Here is an 18,286-nt window from a genome sequence, read left to right on the forward strand (position 1 = left end):
CCATTCAGGTCACGTACAGGTCTCGCCGTGCCCTGGTGAAGCGCCGCAGCGCTTCCGGCAGCGGTCGCACCCCGATGCCCGGTGACCGCGGAACCGGCAGGTGGCCGTCGACCAGCACGAACGGCTCCGTGATGTCCTCGGCGAAGTAGCGGCTGGACGCCGAGGTGTCCCCAGGGAGCGTGCAGCCGGGCAGGGCGGCCAGCGCCAGGTTCGGTGCGCGCCCGACACCCGTCTCCAGCATGCCGCCGCACCACGCCGGCACCCCGTGCGCGTGCGCCACGTCATGCACCCGCCGCGCCTCCAGGTACCCCCCGACCCGGGCGGGCTTGACGTTCACGGCCCGGCAGGCGTCCATCGCGATCGCGGACGCGGTGTCGCGGGCGTTGTGCAGGGACTCGTCGAGGCAGACCGGGGTGACGAGGCGCTGCTGCAGACGGGCGTGGGCGTACAGGTCGTTCTCCGCGAGCGGCTCCTCGATCAGCAGCAGCCCAAAGTCGTCCAACCGCCGCAGATGCTCGGTGTCCGCGAGGCCGTACGCCGTGTTGGCGTCCACCTGGAGCGGCAGCCCGTCCCCGAAGCGCTCGCGCACCGCCCGTACCGGCTCCACGTCCCAGCCGGGCTCGATCTTCAGCTTGATCCGGACGTAGCCCTCGGCGAGGTACCCCTCGACGTCGTCCAGCAGTTCGCCGACGCTTCGCCTGATCCCGACGGACACCCCGGCCGGCACCCGTTCCCGCACCGACCCCAGGTAGGTCGCGAGCGGCATCCCGTACGACCGCAGCTCCGCGTCGAGAACCGCCGTCTCCAGTGCCGCCTTCGCCAGCTCGTGCCCCTTGATCCTCGCCGTCACCGACCCGAGGTGGGCCGCGCCGAGCGCGGGCAGGGCCGCCACCCGCGGCAGCAGGAAGTCGCGCAGCACGATCTCCGCGCCGGCCACGAACTCCGGGCAGTACAGCGGCTCCGGGTCGCCCGCGAACTCCGACCAGCCCTCGGCCGTGTCCGTGACGACGTGCAGCAAGAAGGTGTCCTTCGTGGTCATCGTGCCGAAGGAGGTACGGAAGGGGGTGACCAGCGGGATCGCCACGTGGACGATCTCGACGCGCTCCAGTTTCACGCGGCGGCCTCCGGGCGGGTGAGCGTGTACCAGCCGTCCCGGGACATCCCGGTCGCGGTGAAGCCGTCCGCGAAGGCCTTGGTGAACACCTCACGCACGGCCCGCCGCCAGCGCAGCGCCAGGTCCGGGTCGGCCGCCCGCAGCGCCACGATGTCGTCGGGCACGCGGCACCATATGTGCCGGTCGCCGAGGTCACGGCGGGCGAGCGGGCCGCCGTCGGGGGCGGTGTGCGTGGTGGGGGCGGCCTGGCGATCGGCCGGGGCGTCCGGCTGGTCGGGCAGCCGCAGGGACGGTGCGAGTTCCCAGGTCACCGCCAGCCGGTCGCTCTCGTCGCCGTCGTTGACGCCGTCGGCCATGGGACCGTAGAAGTCGACGAGGTACTCGGTCCCCTGGGCACCCAGCTTGACCAGGTTGAAGCGGGCGTTGCGGCCCACCAGCGGATCGAAGGTCCAGCGCATGGTCCGGGCCCCGTGCTCCAGGGCCCACGCCCGCTGGGCCTGCTTCACCTGGTGGCCGAGGCCCCGCTCGGCCGCGGTCAGCAGGGAGTACGTCTGTCTCGACGCGGGTGGCCCGAACACCGCGACGGACGCGCCGACCAGCTTCGGACCGTCGTGGGCGGCGTGCACGGCGCCGCCCGCGTGGGCGAGGCTGTTCAGTGTCTCGGACAGTAACGGCGGCGCGCTCCGCGGCGTGTTCCATACGTCGCTGAAGAAGTCGGCGACGGCCCCGAACCCGGCGACGTCATGGACGGTGCGGATGCTGAGTGAGGTCATGAGTCGAGTGTCGGAGGCGGCGGCGGCCCTGCCTAGGTGGTGTCAGACACCACCTGGAGCGCACGCGGCCACGCCACCTCCGGCCGGACACCTCAGCGCAACGCCTCCGCCACCTCCCGGGCCGCGTCCATGACCCGCGGACCCACCCGCTCCGGCACCGCGTCGGCCAGCATCACCACACCCACGCTGCCCTCGACCCCGGTCACCCCGAGCAACGGCGCGGCGGCCCCGCTCGCGCCGGCCTCCAACTCGCCGTGGGTCAGGGTGTATCCGGGCTCCTCCATCGGCTGCCGGCGCGCGGCCAGGATCGCCCGGCCGGCCGCGCCGCGGTCCAGCGGGTGCCGGAAGCCCGCCCGGTAGGCCACGTGGTAGTCCGTCCAGGTCGGCTCGACGACGGCGACGGCCAACGCCTCCGTGCCGTCCACCAGCGTCAGATGGGCGGTCGCGCCTATGTCCTCGGCCAGCGAGCGCAACGCCGGCAGCGCCGCCTCCCGTACCAGTGGATGCACCTGTCGGCCCAGGCGCAGCACGCCGAGCCCGACCCGGGCGCGGCCGCCGAGGTCACGGCGTACGAGCGCGTGTTGTTCGAGCGTGGCGAGCAGCCGGTACACCACGGTCCGGTTCACGCCCAGTTTGTTGGATAGCTCGGTGACGGTCAGCCCGTGGTCCGTATCGGCCAGCAGCTTGAGGACGCGCAGTCCTCGGTCGAGCGTCTGAGAGGTCTCCGCGGTCACGACGCCCACTCCTTAGTGGTGAGGTCGACGGCCTCATCGCGGCGGGTGCGTCACCGAGTCCCGTTCAGCGACGCGCGTCAGAGGCCGCCGATCGGCCGGCGGCCCGGTGAGTCCGGACCGCGTCGCTTCACGGCTGCGCTCCGCGGCGGCGCTGCCACGGGGCGTATGCGTAGGCGGACATTAGCGAAGCCGGTTCGCTGAGCGGAAGGCTCCGTCCAGAATCCGGGCAATGGCCGATACGAACGGCTCCCGTTTGCCCGGATACGTACGGCGTGCGGGACCCCGCCTCCGCCCCCCGCCGTCACCGCATCCGGGTGGCCCACTCCTGCACCTTGGCGATGCGCTGCTTGAGCTGTCCGGCGGTGGCCTCGGCGCTGGGCGGTCCGCCGCACACCCGCCGCAGCTCGGTGTGGATGACCCCGTGCGGCTTGCCGCTCTGGTGGACGTAGGCGCTGACCATGGTGTTGAGCTTCTTGCGCAGCTCCATCATCTCCTTGTGCGAGACGACGGGCCGCCGCTCCGCGGGCAGCTCCAGCAGATCGGCCTCCTCGGCCGGCTTCTTGCGGCTGTGCGCGATCTGCCGGGCCTGCCGCTTCTGGAGCAGGAGCTGCACCTGGTCGGGTTCGAGGAGCCCGGGGATGCCGAGGTAGTCCTGCTCCTCCTCGCTGCCGGGGTGGGCCTGCATGCCGAACTCGGCACCGTCGTAGAGGACCCGGTCGAAGACGGCCTCGGACTCCAGCGCCTCGAAGGAGAACTGCTCCTGCTCGCCGGTGTCCTCGTCCTGCTCCTTGTTCGCCTCCTCCATCTCCTTCTCGGATTCGGCGTACGGGTCCTCCTCGCCCTCCTTCTTCGGCTTGTCGAGGGCGTGGTCGCGCTCGACCTCCATCTCGTTGGCGAAGGTGAGCAGGTCCGGGACGGTCGGCAGGAAGACCGACGCGGTCTCGCCGCGCCGCCGGGACCGTACGAAGCGGCCGACGGCCTGTGCGAAGAAGAGGGGGGTGGAGATGGTGGTGGCGTACACGCCGACCGCGAGCCGGGGGACGTCGACGCCCTCGGACACCATGCGCACGGCGACCATCCACCGGTCGTTGCTGTTGCTGAACTCGTCGATGCGGTTCGAGGCCCCGGCGTCGTCGGACAGCACGAGGGTCGCCTTGTTCCCGGTGATCTCACGGATGAGCTTGGCGTAGGCGCGCGCGGAGTCCTGGTCGGAGGCGATGACGAGCGCGCCGGCGTCCGGGATGGCCTTCCTGACCTCGGTGAGGCGCTGGTCGGCGGCGCGCAGCACGCTGGGCATCCACTCACCGCGCGGATCGAGGGCGGTGCGCCAGGCCTGGCTCACGGCGTCCTTGGTCATCGGCTCGCCGAGGCGGGCCGCGATCTCGTCGCCGGCCTTGGTCCGCCAGCGCATGTTGCCGCTGTAGGAGAGGAAGATGACGGGCCGCACGACGCCGTCGGTGAGTGCGGAGCCGTAGCCGTAGGTGTAGTCGGCGGCCGACCGCCGGATGCCGGCGTTGTCCTCCTCGTACGTCACGAACGGGATGGGGTTGGTGTCGGAGCGGAACGGCGTACCGGTCAGCGCGAGCCGTCGCGTCGCGGGCTCGAACGCCTCCAGACAGGCCTCGCCCCAGGACTTGGAGTCACCGGCGTGGTGGATCTCGTCGAGGATGACGAGCGTCTTGCGCTGCTCGACCCGGTTGCGGTGCAGCATGGGCCGCACGCCGACACCGGCGTAGGTCACGGCGACACCCTGGTAGTCCTTGCCGAGCGGCCCGGCGCTGTACTCGGGGTCGAGCTTGATGCCTATGCGCGCCGCCGCCTCCGCCCACTGCTTCTTCAGGTGCTCGGTCGGCGCGACCACGGTGACCTGCTGCACGACGTGATGGTGCAGCAGCCAGGAGGCGAGGGTGAGGGCGAAGGTCGTCTTTCCGGCGCCGGGCGTGGCGACCGCGAGGAAGTCACGCGGCTGCTCCTGGATGTACTTCTCCATCGCCCCCTGCTGCCAGGCACGCAACTTGCTGGCGGTGCCCCAGGGGGCGCGTCCGGGGAAGGCGGGGGAAAGGTGGTGGGAGGAGGCGGCGGTGGTAGTCACGGTCTCCGTTGAGGGTCGGGCGGCTCGGTGGATCAGCGGGTCGGCTGCGTATGACAACCGGGCCACCCTACCGGCGGCCCGGCGCCGTCCATGCGCGGACGAGGCCGCCGCACCCGCGGGTGGGACCCACGTCACAGCGGCCGCGGTCGCCCCGCGATCGCGCGGATGTCGCTCTCGTCTCCCGAGGCCGCATCGATGACCAGGTCGTACGCGGCGTCCTGTCCGCGGCTCGCGAGGCCGACGCCGCTGACGCCGAGAAGGGTCGCGGCGGCGAGCCGGTCGGTGCGCTTGTCGCCGTCGACGAGGGGATGGTCGGTCGCGCGGTAGCGCAGCAGGACGGCCGCCCGTTCGTACAGGCCCTCGTAGGCCGCCATGCCGAACATGCGGGCGGTGCCGGTACGCCGCCGACGCGAGCGGCCCCGGCTCCCCGGCCTCGGGCGCCCGCCCCCGAAGGCCACCTCGGCGACGGTGAGGCGGCGGGACATCGCCCAGCCTCCGCAGCAGATCGGCGTGCGCCGCGGCGAGCCGCTCGTCGACGGCACGTACCCGCCGGGCCTCCCCCTCCAGATACCTGCGCACGGCGTCCCCGGCGATGTCTTTGGGCCGGCTGCCGCAGGCGACGGCGAGGCAGTCGCGGGACTGCCGGGTGGCGGGTCGAGAGGGAGGGTCGGCTCGGGCATGACGGGAGGGCACGGCGCGCGCTCACCCACCGACGACAGCCGTACGACCACTCCCGTCTCGGCGGGGACACCGCCGCGAACGTCGACGAACGCGCCCGAACCAGGTCCTGGCCGTACGACCACCGGGTTCATGAACGGGGCATGGCAGTCCTGTTGCAAGGCGGGGCGTTCCCTTGAAGCGCCTCTCGCGCCCCGCCTACGGTCGAGTCACCGAACGCGGCCGTGTGCCCGAGTGGTTCAGGGACTCGCCTGCAAAGCAAGTTACGCGGGTTCGATTCCCGCCACGGCCTCTCCTGCCTGACCAGGGAAACGAAACGGTGGCACCCCAGAGCGGTGCCACCGTTTCGGTCCGTCCGTCTCGGTCCCCGTCTCAATGCGACAACAAGTAACCGCCAAGCCGGACTCGGCGAGCGCATCGGTCACGACCGGAAAACCCTGACAGACGCCCGCCCGTCTTTACGCTGCCAATTTCAGAACTTCTGCTTCCCGTCGACGATGAGGACTTGCCACTCCTGTTCATAGACTTGACCGGTGTAGAATCCGCTGCCGCCGACCTCGTCAACGGCGGCGACCGCCTCGCCGTTAATCAGGATCCCGAGCTTGGCCCGCCAAGCCCAGCCTCCACTATTGACGACCTTGAATCGGAAATTGTAGTCCCCGTCTACCAGATCACGCCTGAATTGCCGGGTCTCCCCCAGTCGGGTGCTGACTACCAGACGGCCGTTGATGAACAGATAGGCGTCGTCATCACACGGGCCAACGTCACATAGAAGCGTCGCCGTTGCCATGAAATTTACCTCCGCGGAAGTTCTCGACCCATTGGCCCATTGACTCATTGGCGCCATGAACCATCGACGCGGTCATGCTTGCAGGAATCACGAGGCCGGGCAATACGAAAAAACGCGTACACCGAGAGGAAACAACCTCAGCCCCCCGGAACGATTACTTCAATTTCTCAGCGGCGACCGGAAATGCATCATCAAATACACCGAGAGCGGCTTCACTAGAGTCGAGCGATGCGAACGAGCCTACTGTTATCAGTGTTCGTTACGGAACTCTTGACTTCACGCTCAAGAAACCCAAGAGCCCTTCCAGCGCAATCAGAGAAAAGTACACCCAGTCGATTGACGAGGTTTTCAGCCAACCTGGTAGTCGTGATGTGATCGCTGAGCGAGGCTGCACCATCATCCCGGCGTGCGGCTGCGGACCCGTCGCCGAAGGGTGTCGTCCAGGTCAGCCGTCGTAGCTCGGTCTCCAAGCCCCGCCCAGCGGGTCATCGATCGGCGGGAGCACGGCCGCCCGGTCGTGGGTCGGCGGATGAGCGGCGGCCCGGTCATCGGCGGAAAGGCGGTCCCTCGCTCCCCCGCGGCACCGCCGGACCTGTCGCTTCGCCCCCGGCGCACGCCCGTGGTGCGATGGAACGGGGGCGGAAAGGAGAGCGATCATGCCCGCAGCGAAGCGAACGAGTGTCGCCGCCTCGGTGTCGGTCCGCCCGCTGGTCGAGCCGGACCTGGACCGGGCCGACGAGATCTTCAGGGTCGCCTTCGGAACCTTTCTCGGGGCCCCGGAGCCGGAGACGTTCTTCGGGACCGCCGACTATGTCCGCACCCGCTGGGCGGCCGACCCGGACGCGGCCTTCGCGGCGACCGTCGGAGGCGAGGTCGTCGGAACGAACTTCGCCGCCCACTGGGGCAGCGTCGGGTTCTTCGGCCCGCTGACCGTACGCCCGGACCTGTGGGACCAGGGCATCGGCAGGCGCCTCATGGAACCGGTCCTGGCCTGCTTCGACACCTGGGAGAACCGCCACCTCGGCCTGTTCACCTTCTCGCACAGTCCCAAGCACCTGGAGCTCTACCGCCGGTACGGTTTCTGGCCCCGCTTCCTCACCGCCATCATGAGGAAACAGGTCGCCGTCAGTGCCGCGGTCCCCGGCCGAGTGCTGTACGGCGAGCTGACCGCCGCTGAGCGGCCCGCCGCACTGAGCCTCTGCCGCGCGCTGACGGGAGCCGTGTACGAGGGCCTGAGCCTGGAGCGCGAGATCACGGCCACGCAGGCACAGGGGATCGGTGACACCATCCTCCTGGAGGGCACCGGCTCCGACCTCGACGGTCTGGCCGTCTGCCACTGCGGGGCGGGGTCGGAGGCCGGTGAGGACGTGTGCTTCGTCAAGTTCGGCGCCGTACGCCCCGGCCCGGACGCCGCGGACCGGTTCGAACGGCTGCTGAGCGCGTGCGAGCAGCTGGCCGCCGAGAAGGGACTCGGCCAACTGGACGCCGGAATGAACCTGGCCCGCCAGGACGCCTACCGGCGCATGGTCGACCGCGGTTTCCGTACCTGGCTGCAAGGCGTGACCATGCACAAGCCCAACGAGCCGGGCTACAGCCACCCGGACGCCTACGTGATCGACGACTGGCGCTGAGTCCACCGCCGTTCCGGCACTTCACCACCGGCGCCGACCGCTGGTTACTCTTCTGACCGTGCGAGCGCTCTTCCCAGGGTCCTTCGACCCGGTCACCCGAGGGCACCAGGATGTTCTCCGCCGCGCCGCCCTCCTGTTCGACGAGGTCGTCGTCTGCGTGATGTCCCACGCGAACAAGAGCGGCCGCTTCCCCATCGCCGAACGGCTGGACCGGCTGCGCGCGGCGGCGACCGATCTGAGCAACGTCACGGTCGATTCCCACACCGGCGGCCTGCTGGTCGACTACTGCCGCCGAGCCGGGATCGACGTCGTCGTGCGCGGAGTCCGAAACGTTCACGACGTGGACTACGAGATGTCGATGGCCCGCACGAACAAGGAAGTGGCCGGAGTCGAGACGTTCCTCATCGCTGCCGACCCCGCCCTGGGCCACATCTCGTCCACCCTGGTCACCGCGGTGAGCCAACAGGACCGTCATGCGGATGAACAGGGTGCTCCGGCCCGTCTCCCCGAACCGCAGCACAACCCTGACCCCCCTCCGAATGTCCAGGACATGACTGGACGGCAAAGCTCCGGTCGCCGTGCTTCCTGTCCCGACGAGGAGACCCATCGTGCGCCAGCACTGCCGCCCGCACCTCCGCCCCTCGGCAGCCCTCGTGGCAGCTGCCGCCATCGCCGCGGCCGTCCCGGTGGTCGCCGCTCCCGCGGCGTCCGCCGAGGAGAGTGCCGGGCCCTCCTTGGTGGTGTCCAACCTGCCGCGTACGTCTCCCAAGCCCGGTGACGTGTACGACGAGTCCGTCGTCATCACCAACAAGGGCACCGCGGTCGCGGACGGCGTCACCTTCCGGATCCGGCTGACCCGGGGGCTCGACTTCCCCGAGCCCGTGGCGGGCTGCACCTACTCGACGATCGAGGACCAGGTCAGGCAGGCGGTCTGCGAGCTCGACACCGTCATCGAACCCGGCGCCTCCGTCGAGACGCCCGTGCGGTTCAAGGCGCTGCCCAAGGCGCTGATGGAGGCCGTCGAGTACGGGACCGGAGCCACCGGGGAGGCGCCCGGCGAGGGGTTCGGTGACAGCTACCGCCGCCTGACCCTGACCGCGGACAGCTCGGCCGACCTCGTCGCGGTCGGCGAGGACACCGAGGCGCTCGCCGGGGACGGTCAGTCGGTCACGGTGCAGCTGCGCAACGACGGCCCCGGCTGGATCCGGAACCAGGAGAGCGACGACCAGACGGCGCTCATGGTGCAGATCCCGCCGGGCACGGTCGCCGCCGAAGTACCCGAGACCTGCGCGCCGTTCGGGATCGACGGCCCGTCCGGGCCCGGAGGGACGCCGGGCAGGTCCAGGTACGTCTGCACGCCCGCCGACCACACCATCGAGGTCGGCCAGTCGCTCTCCTTCACCTTCTCGCTGGACATCGAGGAAAGCGCCCAGGACACCAAGGGCGAGGTGAAGGTCACGTCCGTCTACGACATCCACCCCGCCTTCGACAAGAACCCCGCCAACGACAAGGCGTACATCCGCATCGACATCCCCGACGACTACGAGCCCGGCCCCGCCACCTCCGGCGGTTCCTCCACCGGCGGTTCGTCGGACGGCGGTTCTACCTCGGGCGGCGACGGCAACGACCCCGAGGGCCAGTCCACCGGCGGAACGGGCGGTACGGGAGCCACGTCGGCGGGCACTTCGGCGGGTACGTCGACCGGCGGCACCGGTTCCGTCGGCGGGAGCCTCGCCAGTACCGGCTCCGACGGCGCCCCGCTCCTCGCCGGTGCCGCGGCCGCCGCGGCCGCCGTCGGCGGTGTCCTGGTCATGGCCGTACGCCGCCGCCGCTCGGGCGCCACGTCCTCCTGAGGGCATCACCGACCGCCCGTCCGTCCGGTGGGCCGGGCGGGCGGTTCGCTCGGCGCCGACGCCGTCTCACCGCCCCACGCCCACCGACTCCAGGACGCCGCTCGCCTCGTCCTGGAACATCTCCGTCCAGTAGTGCCGGTCGGCTCCGGTACCCGTCGGGTCGACCGTGGACAGGACCTGGAGCATCGTCATGGCCAGTTGGTCGTAGGTGCCGGTCGTCAGCTCGTGGTCCCACTCCTCGTCGATCGCCTGCTCGCGGTGCAGCAGCCAGAGGGTGAAGGCGAGGGTCGAGACGTCCGTGTTGAGCGGGAACAACCTCGCCTCGGTCTCGCTCCAGTTGAGGACCGCTCCGGTCTCTCCGTCGACGACCAGGCTGTTGTCCTCGACGAGGTGGCCGAGGCGTATCAAGTGGTCGGCTCCGGCCGGGATCTCGGCCGAGGGGTCGGTGTTCGCGTAGTACTCGGCCAGGGTCGCCAGGGGCATGTCCGTGTCGAGGGAGAACAGGAAACCGTCCTCAGGCAGCCCCACCTCGCGCAGGAAGCGGCGGGTCGGCTCGTGGGTGAGCGTCGCGGGGAAGTCGACCTCCTCAAAACGCACCACCTCGCGCCGGCCGAACTCCTGGTCCAGCAGCCGAGCCGGCAGGTCCAGCGCCAGGCCCGACTCCCCCGCGCGGCCCGCCACGAGCGCCAGCGGGCGGATCAGAGCCGCCATCTTCCAGAACGGGGCCGGCTCGCCCTCCGTGCCCTCGGCGAACACCGCGAGCAGCTGCCGCGACGCCTCGGCGACCGCCTTGGGGCCGTACCGGCCGACGTAGGAGGCGAACTGGCCGCGCAGTCCCGCGAGTTCGTCCGTCGTCTGAGCGAAGCGGACCAGCGTCCGCAGGGACGGTGCCAGGGGGCGACGGTCCATCAGGTCGGGTCGGTCGTGCAGGAAGTACGTCGTCGAGACCTCGCCCGTCGTGCCGTCCAGCAGGACCGACTCCGTCCGAAGAGCGCCGGGGCCCAGCAGTCCGCCTATCACGAGCTGGTCCCGCAACTCCGCGGCCAGTCGGTCCTCGTGGCCCGTCGAGTCGGCCACCGTCCGCAGACCCTCGCGGCACAACTCGGCGAAGTCCAGCACACCGCTGTCGGCGGGCAGTCCGGGCCCCGTCAGCCAGCGTCGCGTGGATGCGTGCGTGACGTACGGATCGAGCTCGGTCTCGGTCAGGATGATCGCCGTCTCACCCGCGTGATGTGTGATCGTCGTGCTCATGGCTCCCCCGCCTGCGCTTGCTCACCGCCCCCGGGCAGCGGGACACGGCCGACCGGCCGGCCTCCGAACCGGCGGCCGTCCCACTGCTCGGAACACTACGCGCCACCACTGACAACGCACCGGAACAGCGCCGGTCCCGGCCCGTCCGAACGCCGCGCCACCGACGACTTCCCACTCATCGCGCCGGCATGCCCCCATGAGGGCCGGACACCACCAACGGCAGTGATCCTTCGAGGAGATAGGGGTGCTCGGGGAAGTAGTCGACGTGGAGGTGGCCGCCGTCCTCTGCCATGGCCATGGTCCGCAGGTTACGGCCGAGCACTCCCCTGGATTCGGCATCTCCGCTGATCACGAGGGCCCGCAGCCCGCTGTCGAGCTCGATGCGCACCCCGGGCTCGGAGGTGGTCCGCACCGAGATCCCCGTCAGGCCGTTGCCTTCCGGCAGCGGCTCGCAGGCGAGGAACCCCTCGCCCTCGGCCACCGCGTCGGCCAGGCCGGCCAGTTCGTCGGCCGAACCGGCGAGATCCACTTCCCCGAACCGAGGATCAGAGACCAGACGCACGGGTGCGCTCCCTCGACGACATCACAGCACCGGACCCGCCCGCCCGGGGCCACCCGCGGCGGGCCGCACGGCGCGGCGGGTCCACGGCACCGCGTGCCCGGCCGGCCAGGTCACTGGCCCGTCACCACCGCCGCCTGCGGGCGGATCGGCAGGCGGTTCACCGGGCGGCCCGTCGCGGCCCGCACGGCCGACGCGATGGCCGCGGGCGAGGTCACGACCGGCACCGCGCTCACCGACTTGGCGCCGAAGGGCGCGACCACGTCCCGCTCCTCCACCAGCTTCACGATCCGGATGTCCGGGGCGTCCAGGGCCGTCGGCAGCGAGTAGCCGGTCAGGTCCGGATGGCGGATCAGACCGCGCGCCGAGCGCAGGTTCTCCGTGAGCGCGATGCCCACGCCCTGCGTCACGCCCGCCTCCAGCCGCGCCTCCAGCTGGGCCGGGTTCAGCACCCGGCCGACGTCCTGGGCGAGCGCCAGCTCCACGACCCGGACCGAGCCCAGTTCGATGTCGACGTCGACGACCGCGCGGATCGCGCAGAAGGCCATGCCCACGAAGGCGTCGCCCTGGCCCGCCTCGTTCAGCGGTTCGGTGGGGTGGGGGCGGCACTGGGCCGTCGCCCACAGTTCCTTGCCTTCCATCGCCTCGGTGACGGTGGTCGACAGCACGCCGTCGTACGAGGTGATCTTGCCGTCGGTGATCTGGAGCAGTTCGGTGGACATCCCGAACTTGTGCGCCAGGGGCTGCAGCAGTTGCGTGCGGACCATCTTGGCCGCCCGCTCCACCGCGCCGCCCGACACCCAGGTGTGCCGGCCGCGGCAGCCCGCGCCCGCCGGGGGCTGGTCGGTGTCGACGGGTGCCACGTGCACCTCGTCGATGCCCAGGGTCTCCTGGACGATCTGCCGGGCCAGGGTGGTGAAGCCCTGGCCGGTCTCGACGGCGGCGCACAGCACCGTCGCCACGCCGTCGTGGACTTTCACGGTCGCCGTGGAGACCTCGTCGGCGCCCTCGGCGCCGAGCATGTGCACCATGCCGAGGCCGTAGCCGACGCCCCGCCGAACGGCACCCGGTTCGCCCGCGCCCTCGGGACCGCCGGGCAGCAGCCACTCGTCCTCGGGCGTGTCCTTGGGCAGCGGCGGCAGCGGGTGGTCCCGTACCGCCTGGAGCAGTTCGGCCACCGGGGCCGGGCAGGTCACCGTCTGTCCCGTCGGGAGCACGTCGCCCGTCGCCATCGCGTTGCGCAGGCGCAGCTCCGCCGGGTCCACACCGAGCTTCTTGGCCAGCTTGTCCATCTGCGCCTCGTAGGCGGCGCACACCTGCATGGCGCCCTCGCCGCGCACATGGCCGGAGGGCGGGTTGTTGGTGCGTACGGCCCAGCCCTCGATGAAGGCGTTCGGGACGACGTACGGGCCGCAGGCGAAGGCGACCGCGGCGGCCAGCGCGTCGGAGGAGGTGTCGGCGTAGGCGCCCGCGTCCAGCAGGATCTGCGCCTCGACCTTCACGAGCCGGCCCTCGGCGTCCGCGTGGTGGCGGTAGCGCAGGAGGGTGGGGTGCCGGTGGGTGTGGCCGAGGAAGGACTCCTCGCGCGTGGCCGTCAGCTTCACCGGGCAGCCGGTCTTCAGCGCGAGCAGACCGAGCGGGAGCTGGAAGCCCTGGTCCTCGCGGTCGGCGGTGGCGCCGGGGACGCCGGTGACGACGATCTTGACGCGTTCGGGCTCCAGGCCGTAGCAGGCGGCGGCGCGGTCGCGGTCGGTGTGCGGGTCGGTCGAGGCCAGGTAGAGCTCGACGCCGCCGTCGGGACGCGGCACGGCGAGGCCCGCCTCGGCGCCGATGGGGGCCGGGTCCTGGCGCCCGATGCGGTACAGCCCCTCGACGACGACGTCGCCCGCCGCGTCGGGGTCGCCGTGGCGCAGCGGGATGTGGCGGATCAGGTTGCCGTCGGGGTGCAGCGGCTCGGCCTCGAACGCCTGCTCGGGGTCGGTCACGGGGTCGAGCACCTCGTACTCGACGATGACGGCCGCGGCGGCCAGCCGAGCGGTGTCCGGGTGGTCGGCGGCGACGGCGGCGATGGGCTCGCCGTGGTGGCGTACGACCTCGGAGGCGAAGACCGGCCGGTCGGCCCGGCCCCGGCCGAACAACGGGCTGCCGGGTACGTCCTCGTGCGTGACGACGGCCCTGACGCCGGGCATCTCACGCGCGTGGGAGGTGTCGATGGACGTGATGCGCGCGTGCGGGTGCGGCGAGCGCAGCACGGCCGCCCACAGCAGGCCCTCGGCCCACAGGTCGGCGGCGTACGGGAAGGTGCCCTCGGTCTTGGCACGGGCGTCGGCGGCCGGCAGGGAGGCGCCGATGCCGTGCGGGATCGGCTCGGGGGCGGGTGCTGCCTCCGCGGCTGTGGTCGCGGTGGCGGCTTCGTTGCTCACGCCTGGCCTCCGTCCTGTCCGTACGCCTGGTCACGCGGTTCCATGGCACCGGGTGCCTCGAACGCCGAGGGGTTGACCCCACCGGCTCCCGGGCCCGCCTGGTGAGGGATACGCGGCTCGTCGCCGTCCCGTTCGCCGTCGGAGGCCCTTTGCGCCTCGCGCTCGGCGACGACTTCCCTGACGGCCTCCACGACGCCCCGGTAGCCGGAGCAGCGGCACAGGTTGCCGCACAGCGCCTGCCGGGTCTCCAGCTCGGTCGGTGCCGGGTTGCCCTCCAGCAGGTCGTGCACGGTCATCGCCATGCCGGGCACGCAGAAGCCGCACTGGACGGCACCGCAGCGCGCGAGTGCCCGCTGCACGTCCGAGGGCTGCCCGTCGGCGGCCAGTCCCTCGACCGTGCGCACCTCGCTGCCGGCGGCGGTCACGGCGGGCACCAGGCAGGACGCGACGAGCCGTCCGTCGACCTGCACGTTGCAGGCCCCGCACTCGCCCTGCGAGCAGCCGTCCTTGGCGCCCGCGAGGCCCAGCCGCTCACGCAGCACGTACAGCAGCGACTCGCCGATCCAGGCGTCCGAGACGGGCCGGTCGGCGCCGTTGACGCGCAGGACGTAGGAGGCGAGGGGATGTTCCTCGCCGGTGGGCGGCGGTACGTCGTCGGAGGCGGCCTCCGGGGCCCCGGCGCCCTGCGCCGTCTCGGGCTCCGGGTCCGCCGCGCCGTCCCGGGCGGCGTCCGCGGGGGCCTCGGCGGGGTCGTCGGCGGCCTCTGCGGGCTCCTGGACGCCCGGGGCGCCCTGGGTGCCGTCCGCGGCTTCGGAGACCGGCTGCGCGGGCTCCGCGCCGGATTCCTCGCGCGGCCGTGTGTACGCCTGCGCGGACACCTCGGAGGTCTCCGAGAGCGGCGCCGCGGGAGCGTGCTCGTCCGGGCCCGACTGCCCCTGCGCGGGCTGCTGGTGGGAGTGCGGGTCGTGCGGATGGGCCGGGGCGGGCGCGTCGGGCCGTACGGCGGTCCGGTCGGCGCCGTGCGCCGCGGACTGCTCCCGGGGCTGCGCGGCCTCCGCCTGCTCGCCCCACGGCTGTCCCGTCGCCTGGGTCGCCCACGGGGCGGGCGCGCCGCCCGGCAGCGTGGCCGGCGGGCTTCCGCCCCACTGCTCGACCAGCGACGACGTGGTGAACTCGCCCGATTCGTCCGGAAGGTCACCCTCGGCCACCGGGATCGACCACTGTCCGGTGACGTCCTGGCGGGGCTCCCCGGGGACCTCCTGGCCGGCGGCGGTCTCCGAGAAGTTCCACTGCTGGGTGGCGGCGGGGTGGTACGTGAACCGGTCACCGCCCGCGTCCTGCCCGGCGGCGTTCGGGTCGGGCCACGAGGCACCCTCGGCGGGCGCACCCGCGACCGGCCAGCCGCCGGGGGCCGCGGGGTCGGTTCCCGCGGTCGAGCCCGACGCGACCGTTATCTGCGGCGGCACATAACCGTGGCCCGGCGCGGCGAGCGGACTGTCGGAGGAGGCCAGGAGGGCGTCGACGCCCCCTTCGGGGAGCTTGACGAAGGCGGTGGCGCCGTCGTCGTAGTCGCCCTGGGGCAGCGGGTCCCAGCGGCCCGCGCCCTGGGGTGTGCCCTCTCCGTGCTGGTCGTCGGTCACGACAGCGCCCTCCCCAGTGCTCGTCGGGCCAGCGCGGCGACGGTGCGCCGCAGGTGCAGTACGGCGGGCGGATGCTGGGCCATGGACCCGTCCTCGGCCGGGGCCGGGTCGGGGATGCAGGCCGCGGCGACGTACTCCCCGAAGGCGTGCAGGGCCTCCGGGACGATCGCCCGGTTGTTGTCCCAGTCGATCAGCTGGGCGACCCAGTGCTCGGCCTCCAGGGGCCTCAGCGGCATCGGCGCTATGGCGCCCACGGCGCACCTGACTCCGCGCCGCGCGGGGTCGAGGACGACGGCGACGGACGCCATCGCGCGCCCCGGGCCGGTGCGGCCGGTGGCCTTGAGGAAGACCTGCGGGGCGTGCAGCAGCGGCACGCGCACGTAGCCGATGAGCTCGCCCGCGCGAAGCATCTCCATGCCGGCCAGCAGGTGCGAGACCGGGATCTCCCTGCGGGCTCCGCCCGGGCCCGCGATGATCAGGGTGGCTTCGAGGGCGGCGAGGACCGGCAGCGCGTCACCGGTCGGGGACGCCGAGGCGATGTTGCCGCCCAGGGTGCCCGCGTTGCGGATCTGCGGCGGGCCCGCGGCGCGCGCGGCGGCGGCGAGCGCCGGGATCAGGGCGGCGAAGTCGGGGCGGCCCATGCGCGCGTGCGTGAGGCCGGCGCCGAGCAGGGCGTGGCCGTCCTGGTACTGCCAGCCACGGATCTCGCTGATCCGGCCGAGGCCGACCAGTGCGGCGGGCCTGAGCTGCCCGGAGTTGACGGCGGCCATCAGGTCGGTGCCACCCGCGACGGGTACGGCGGCCGGCATGGCGGCGAGTGCCGCCACCGCCTCGTCCAGCGTCGTGGGCAGCGTGACGGCCTGCGCCGCCTGCGGTGCGCTCGTGGTCAAACCGGCTGCCCCTTCCCGCTGCCCCACCTGGTCCCACCTGTGCTGCCGTACGGTACGTGCTGACAGGGCGGACGTGGCAACTCTGGCACATCTTCGCAGGACCCGAGGACACGGGTCCGCTAGGAGGCATTCGCCCACCTCATCGGGCAGATGGTCCGTTTTCGAACGGCATCACCGATGCGTGCCGATTGACACTCTTCGGTGACCCTTGCCGGTTTTTTTCCATTACTTGTTCGGGGGCGGCCCCTCGATCGGGCGGCCGAGCACCCCCGGGCGCCGCTGCCACGGACGCGGTCCGGACGGCGGCCGGTAGGCGACGCCCAGGGCGTCGAGTCGCCCGTAATGGGTGGCCATCCGCCGCTCGAAGTCCGCGAAGTCCCGCTCCTTCGGGGCGGCCAGGCTGCTCCAGGCGACCTCGGCGAAGGCGGCGAGGCGCGGGAACATCTGGTAGTCCACGCGCCCCTGGTCCTCCATCACCTCGGTCCACACGTTGGCCTGCGCGCCCAGTACGTGCCGGGCCTCGTCCGGCGTCAACTGCGCGGGCACGGGCTCGAACCGGTAGACGTCCTCCAGGGTGCGGACGTAGCCGATGGGGACCGGCTCGTCCGCGCCCGGGTCCTGACGGTGGTCCAGGTACACCTGCTGCTCGGGGCACATGACGACGTCGTGCCCCGCGCGGGCCGCCGCGACCCCGCCCGCGTACCCGCGCCAGGACGACACCGCCGCACCCCTCGCGAGCCCGCCCTCCAGGATCTCGTCCCAGCCGATCAGCCGGCGCCCGCGCGCCGCGAGCCAGGAGTCGAAGTGTCGGACGAACCATGCCTGGAGCTCGTCCTCGTTCCGCAGTCCGAGTCCCCTGATGCGCTCCTGCGCGGCGCGCGACCGCCGCCACTGGTCCTTGGGGCATTCGTCACCCCCGACATGGACGAACTCGCCGGGGAACAGCTCAAGGACCTCCTCGAAGACCCCCTCGTAGAAGCGCAGGGTGTTGTCAGTGGGAGCGAGTACGTTCGGATTGATCCCCCAGGTGTCCCAGACGGAGAGGGCGGTGGTGTCGATGACGTCGGTGTTGCCGAGTTCCGGATACGCGGCGATCGCGGCCTGCGAGTGGCCGGGTACGTCGATTTCGGGGACGACGGTGATATGCCGCTCGGCGGCGTACGCGACGATCTCGCGGATGTCGTCCTGGGTGTAGAAGCCACCGTGCGGCTTGTCCTCCCACAGCGGGGACGCTCGATGGCCGAATTTGGTGCGGGCCCGCCAGGCGCCGATCTCCGTCAGCCGGGGGTACTTCTCGATCTCGATCCGCCAGCCCTGGTCGTCCGTCAGATGGAAGTGGAGGACATTCAGTTTGTGGGCGGCCATCAGATCGAGATGGCGCAGGACTCCGTCCTTGGGCGTGAAGTGCCGGGCGACGTCGAGCATGAGGCCGCGCCAGCGGAATCGGGGAGCGTCCTCGATGACCTGGTGCGCGATGCCGAGGGGGGTGCCGGGCCGGACGGGGGCGCGCCGGAAGGCGTCGGAGCCGAGCAGCTGACGCAGCGTCTGAGCACCCCAGAACACCCCGGCCGGGCTTCCGCCCCGGATCTCGACACCCCGGCCGGCGATGACAGCGAGCCGGTACGCCTCCGGCTCCAGGGCGCCGTCCAGGCGCAGCCGTACGGAGCCGGTGCGGTCCTCGGGGCCGGGCGGCAGCGGCAGGCCGAAGGCGGCGCCGAGAGTGGAGCGCAGCCAGCGTTGCGTCGTCTCCGTGCCGGGGTCGGCGTACAGCGTGGTGTCCCCGTCCAGCGGGACACGGCCGCGCCTCGGGCCCTCGACCGCGCGCGGCGCCGGGATCACGTCCGTCGGTGAAGTCATG

General features: G+C 72.0%; 15 protein-coding genes and 1 tRNA gene. 4 read left to right on the forward strand and 12 right to left on the reverse strand.

What is annotated here, in order from left to right:
• Positions 1–4 precede the first annotated feature (4 nt).
• From menC to ACFYNL_RS11535, 5 genes are all read right to left on the reverse strand, one after another.
• Entirely contained in the window at positions 5–1,114 is a 1,110-nt protein-coding gene (gene menC, locus ACFYNL_RS11515; protein ID WP_388800307.1) for an o-succinylbenzoate synthase, read from the reverse strand.
• Positions 1,111–1,887 (reverse strand): chorismate synthase, encoded by a 777-nt coding sequence (locus tag ACFYNL_RS11520; RefSeq protein WP_388800310.1) that lies wholly within the window; start codon positions 1,885–1,887, stop codon positions 1,111–1,113. Before ACFYNL_RS11520 ends, menC begins: the two co-directional genes overlap by 4 nt.
• A gap of 92 nt (positions 1,888–1,979) precedes the next feature.
• A complete protein-coding gene (locus ACFYNL_RS11525; protein ID WP_388800312.1) occupies positions 1,980–2,621 on the reverse strand; it encodes an IclR family transcriptional regulator in 642 nt (213 codons plus the stop codon).
• A 301-nt stretch (positions 2,622–2,922) separates the two neighbouring features.
• Positions 2,923–4,713 (reverse strand): DEAD/DEAH box helicase, encoded by a 1,791-nt coding sequence (locus tag ACFYNL_RS11530; protein ID WP_388800315.1) that lies wholly within the window; start codon positions 4,711–4,713, stop codon positions 2,923–2,925.
• 131 nt (positions 4,714–4,844) lie between these two features.
• The gene (locus ACFYNL_RS11535; RefSeq protein WP_388800318.1) at positions 4,845–5,198 is read right to left on the reverse strand and encodes a type II toxin-antitoxin system death-on-curing family toxin; all 354 of its coding nucleotides are present in this window, start codon (positions 5,196–5,198) and stop codon (positions 4,845–4,847) included.
• A 413-nt stretch (positions 5,199–5,611) separates the two neighbouring features.
• Here ACFYNL_RS11535 and ACFYNL_RS11540 point away from each other — a divergent pair.
• Positions 5,612–5,683: transfer RNA gene (locus ACFYNL_RS11540), tRNA-Cys, on the forward strand.
• Between the two features lie 180 nt (positions 5,684–5,863).
• Here ACFYNL_RS11540 and ACFYNL_RS11545 read toward each other — a convergent pair.
• Positions 5,864–6,181, reverse strand: coding sequence for a hypothetical protein (locus ACFYNL_RS11545; RefSeq protein ID WP_388800321.1), 318 nt, complete (start codon positions 6,179–6,181; stop codon positions 5,864–5,866).
• Between the two features lie 656 nt (positions 6,182–6,837).
• Here ACFYNL_RS11545 and ACFYNL_RS11550 point away from each other — a divergent pair.
• The 3 genes from ACFYNL_RS11550 to ACFYNL_RS11560 are packed head-to-tail and all read left to right on the forward strand — an operon-like array spanning position 6,838 to position 9,665.
• Positions 6,838–7,812 (forward strand): GNAT family N-acetyltransferase, encoded by a 975-nt coding sequence (locus ACFYNL_RS11550; RefSeq protein ID WP_388800324.1) that lies wholly within the window; start codon positions 6,838–6,840, stop codon positions 7,810–7,812.
• Between the two features lie 58 nt (positions 7,813–7,870).
• Complete coding sequence (coaD, locus tag ACFYNL_RS11555; protein WP_388800327.1) at positions 7,871–8,590, forward strand: pantetheine-phosphate adenylyltransferase; 720 nt, start codon at positions 7,871–7,873, stop codon at positions 8,588–8,590.
• Complete coding sequence (locus ACFYNL_RS11560) at positions 8,481–9,665, forward strand: hypothetical protein (protein WP_388800646.1); 1,185 nt, start codon at positions 8,481–8,483, stop codon at positions 9,663–9,665. The genes coaD and ACFYNL_RS11560 overlap by 110 nt, the downstream gene beginning before the upstream one ends.
• Positions 9,666–9,731: 66 nt before the next feature.
• On the opposite strand, the gene ACFYNL_RS11565 is transcribed toward ACFYNL_RS11560, so the two are convergent.
• From ACFYNL_RS11565 to ACFYNL_RS11590, 6 genes are all read right to left on the reverse strand, one after another.
• Entirely contained in the window at positions 9,732–10,916 is a 1,185-nt protein-coding gene (locus tag ACFYNL_RS11565) for an SUKH-4 family immunity protein (protein ID WP_388800330.1), read from the reverse strand.
• A gap of 175 nt (positions 10,917–11,091) precedes the next feature.
• Positions 11,092–11,478, reverse strand: a complete 387-nt coding sequence (locus ACFYNL_RS11570; RefSeq protein ID WP_388800333.1) for a hypothetical protein — start codon at positions 11,476–11,478, stop codon at positions 11,092–11,094.
• A 110-nt stretch (positions 11,479–11,588) separates the two neighbouring features.
• Complete coding sequence (locus tag ACFYNL_RS11575; protein ID WP_388800336.1) at positions 11,589–13,898, reverse strand: xanthine dehydrogenase family protein molybdopterin-binding subunit; 2,310 nt, start codon at positions 13,896–13,898, stop codon at positions 11,589–11,591.
• Positions 13,895–15,538 carry a 2Fe-2S iron-sulfur cluster-binding protein gene (locus ACFYNL_RS11580; RefSeq protein ID WP_388800339.1) on the reverse strand — a complete coding sequence of 548 codons (1,644 nt, stop codon included), beginning with the start codon at positions 15,536–15,538 and terminating at the stop codon, positions 13,895–13,897. The genes ACFYNL_RS11575 and ACFYNL_RS11580 overlap by 4 nt, the downstream gene beginning before the upstream one ends.
• Positions 15,535–16,428, reverse strand: a complete 894-nt coding sequence (locus ACFYNL_RS11585; RefSeq protein ID WP_388800342.1) for an FAD binding domain-containing protein — start codon at positions 16,426–16,428, stop codon at positions 15,535–15,537. The genes ACFYNL_RS11580 and ACFYNL_RS11585 overlap by 4 nt, the downstream gene beginning before the upstream one ends.
• A 225-nt stretch (positions 16,429–16,653) precedes the next feature.
• Complete coding sequence (locus ACFYNL_RS11590; RefSeq protein WP_388800345.1) at positions 16,654–18,285, reverse strand: beta-N-acetylhexosaminidase; 1,632 nt, start codon at positions 18,283–18,285, stop codon at positions 16,654–16,656.
• Between the last annotated feature and the right edge of the window lies 1 nt (position 18,286).

The organism is Streptomyces sp. NPDC007808, assembly GCF_042868655.1.
In the GTDB taxonomy this organism is placed as follows: domain Bacteria; phylum Actinomycetota; class Actinomycetes; order Streptomycetales; family Streptomycetaceae; genus Streptomyces.

Excerpts from the sequence above, each read along its gene's own strand:
- ACFYNL_RS11520 (WP_388800310.1), bottom strand. The coding sequence starts at position 1,887 with ATGACCTCACTCAGCATCCGCACCGTCCATGACGTCGCCGGGTTCGGG.
- ACFYNL_RS11535 (WP_388800318.1), bottom strand. The coding sequence starts at position 5,198 with ATGTCCCGCCGCCTCACCGTCGCCGAGGTGGCCTTCGGGGGCGGGCGC.
- ACFYNL_RS11565 (WP_388800330.1), bottom strand. The coding sequence starts at position 10,916 with ATGAGCACGACGATCACACATCACGCGGGTGAGACGGCGATCATCCTG.
- ACFYNL_RS11550 (WP_388800324.1), top strand. The coding sequence starts at position 6,838 with ATGCCCGCAGCGAAGCGAACGAGTGTCGCCGCCTCGGTGTCGGTCCGC.
- ACFYNL_RS11545 (WP_388800321.1), bottom strand. The coding sequence starts at position 6,181 with ATGGCAACGGCGACGCTTCTATGTGACGTTGGCCCGTGTGATGACGAC.
- ACFYNL_RS11590 (WP_388800345.1), bottom strand. The coding sequence starts at position 18,285 with ATGACTTCACCGACGGACGTGATCCCGGCGCCGCGCGCGGTCGAGGGC.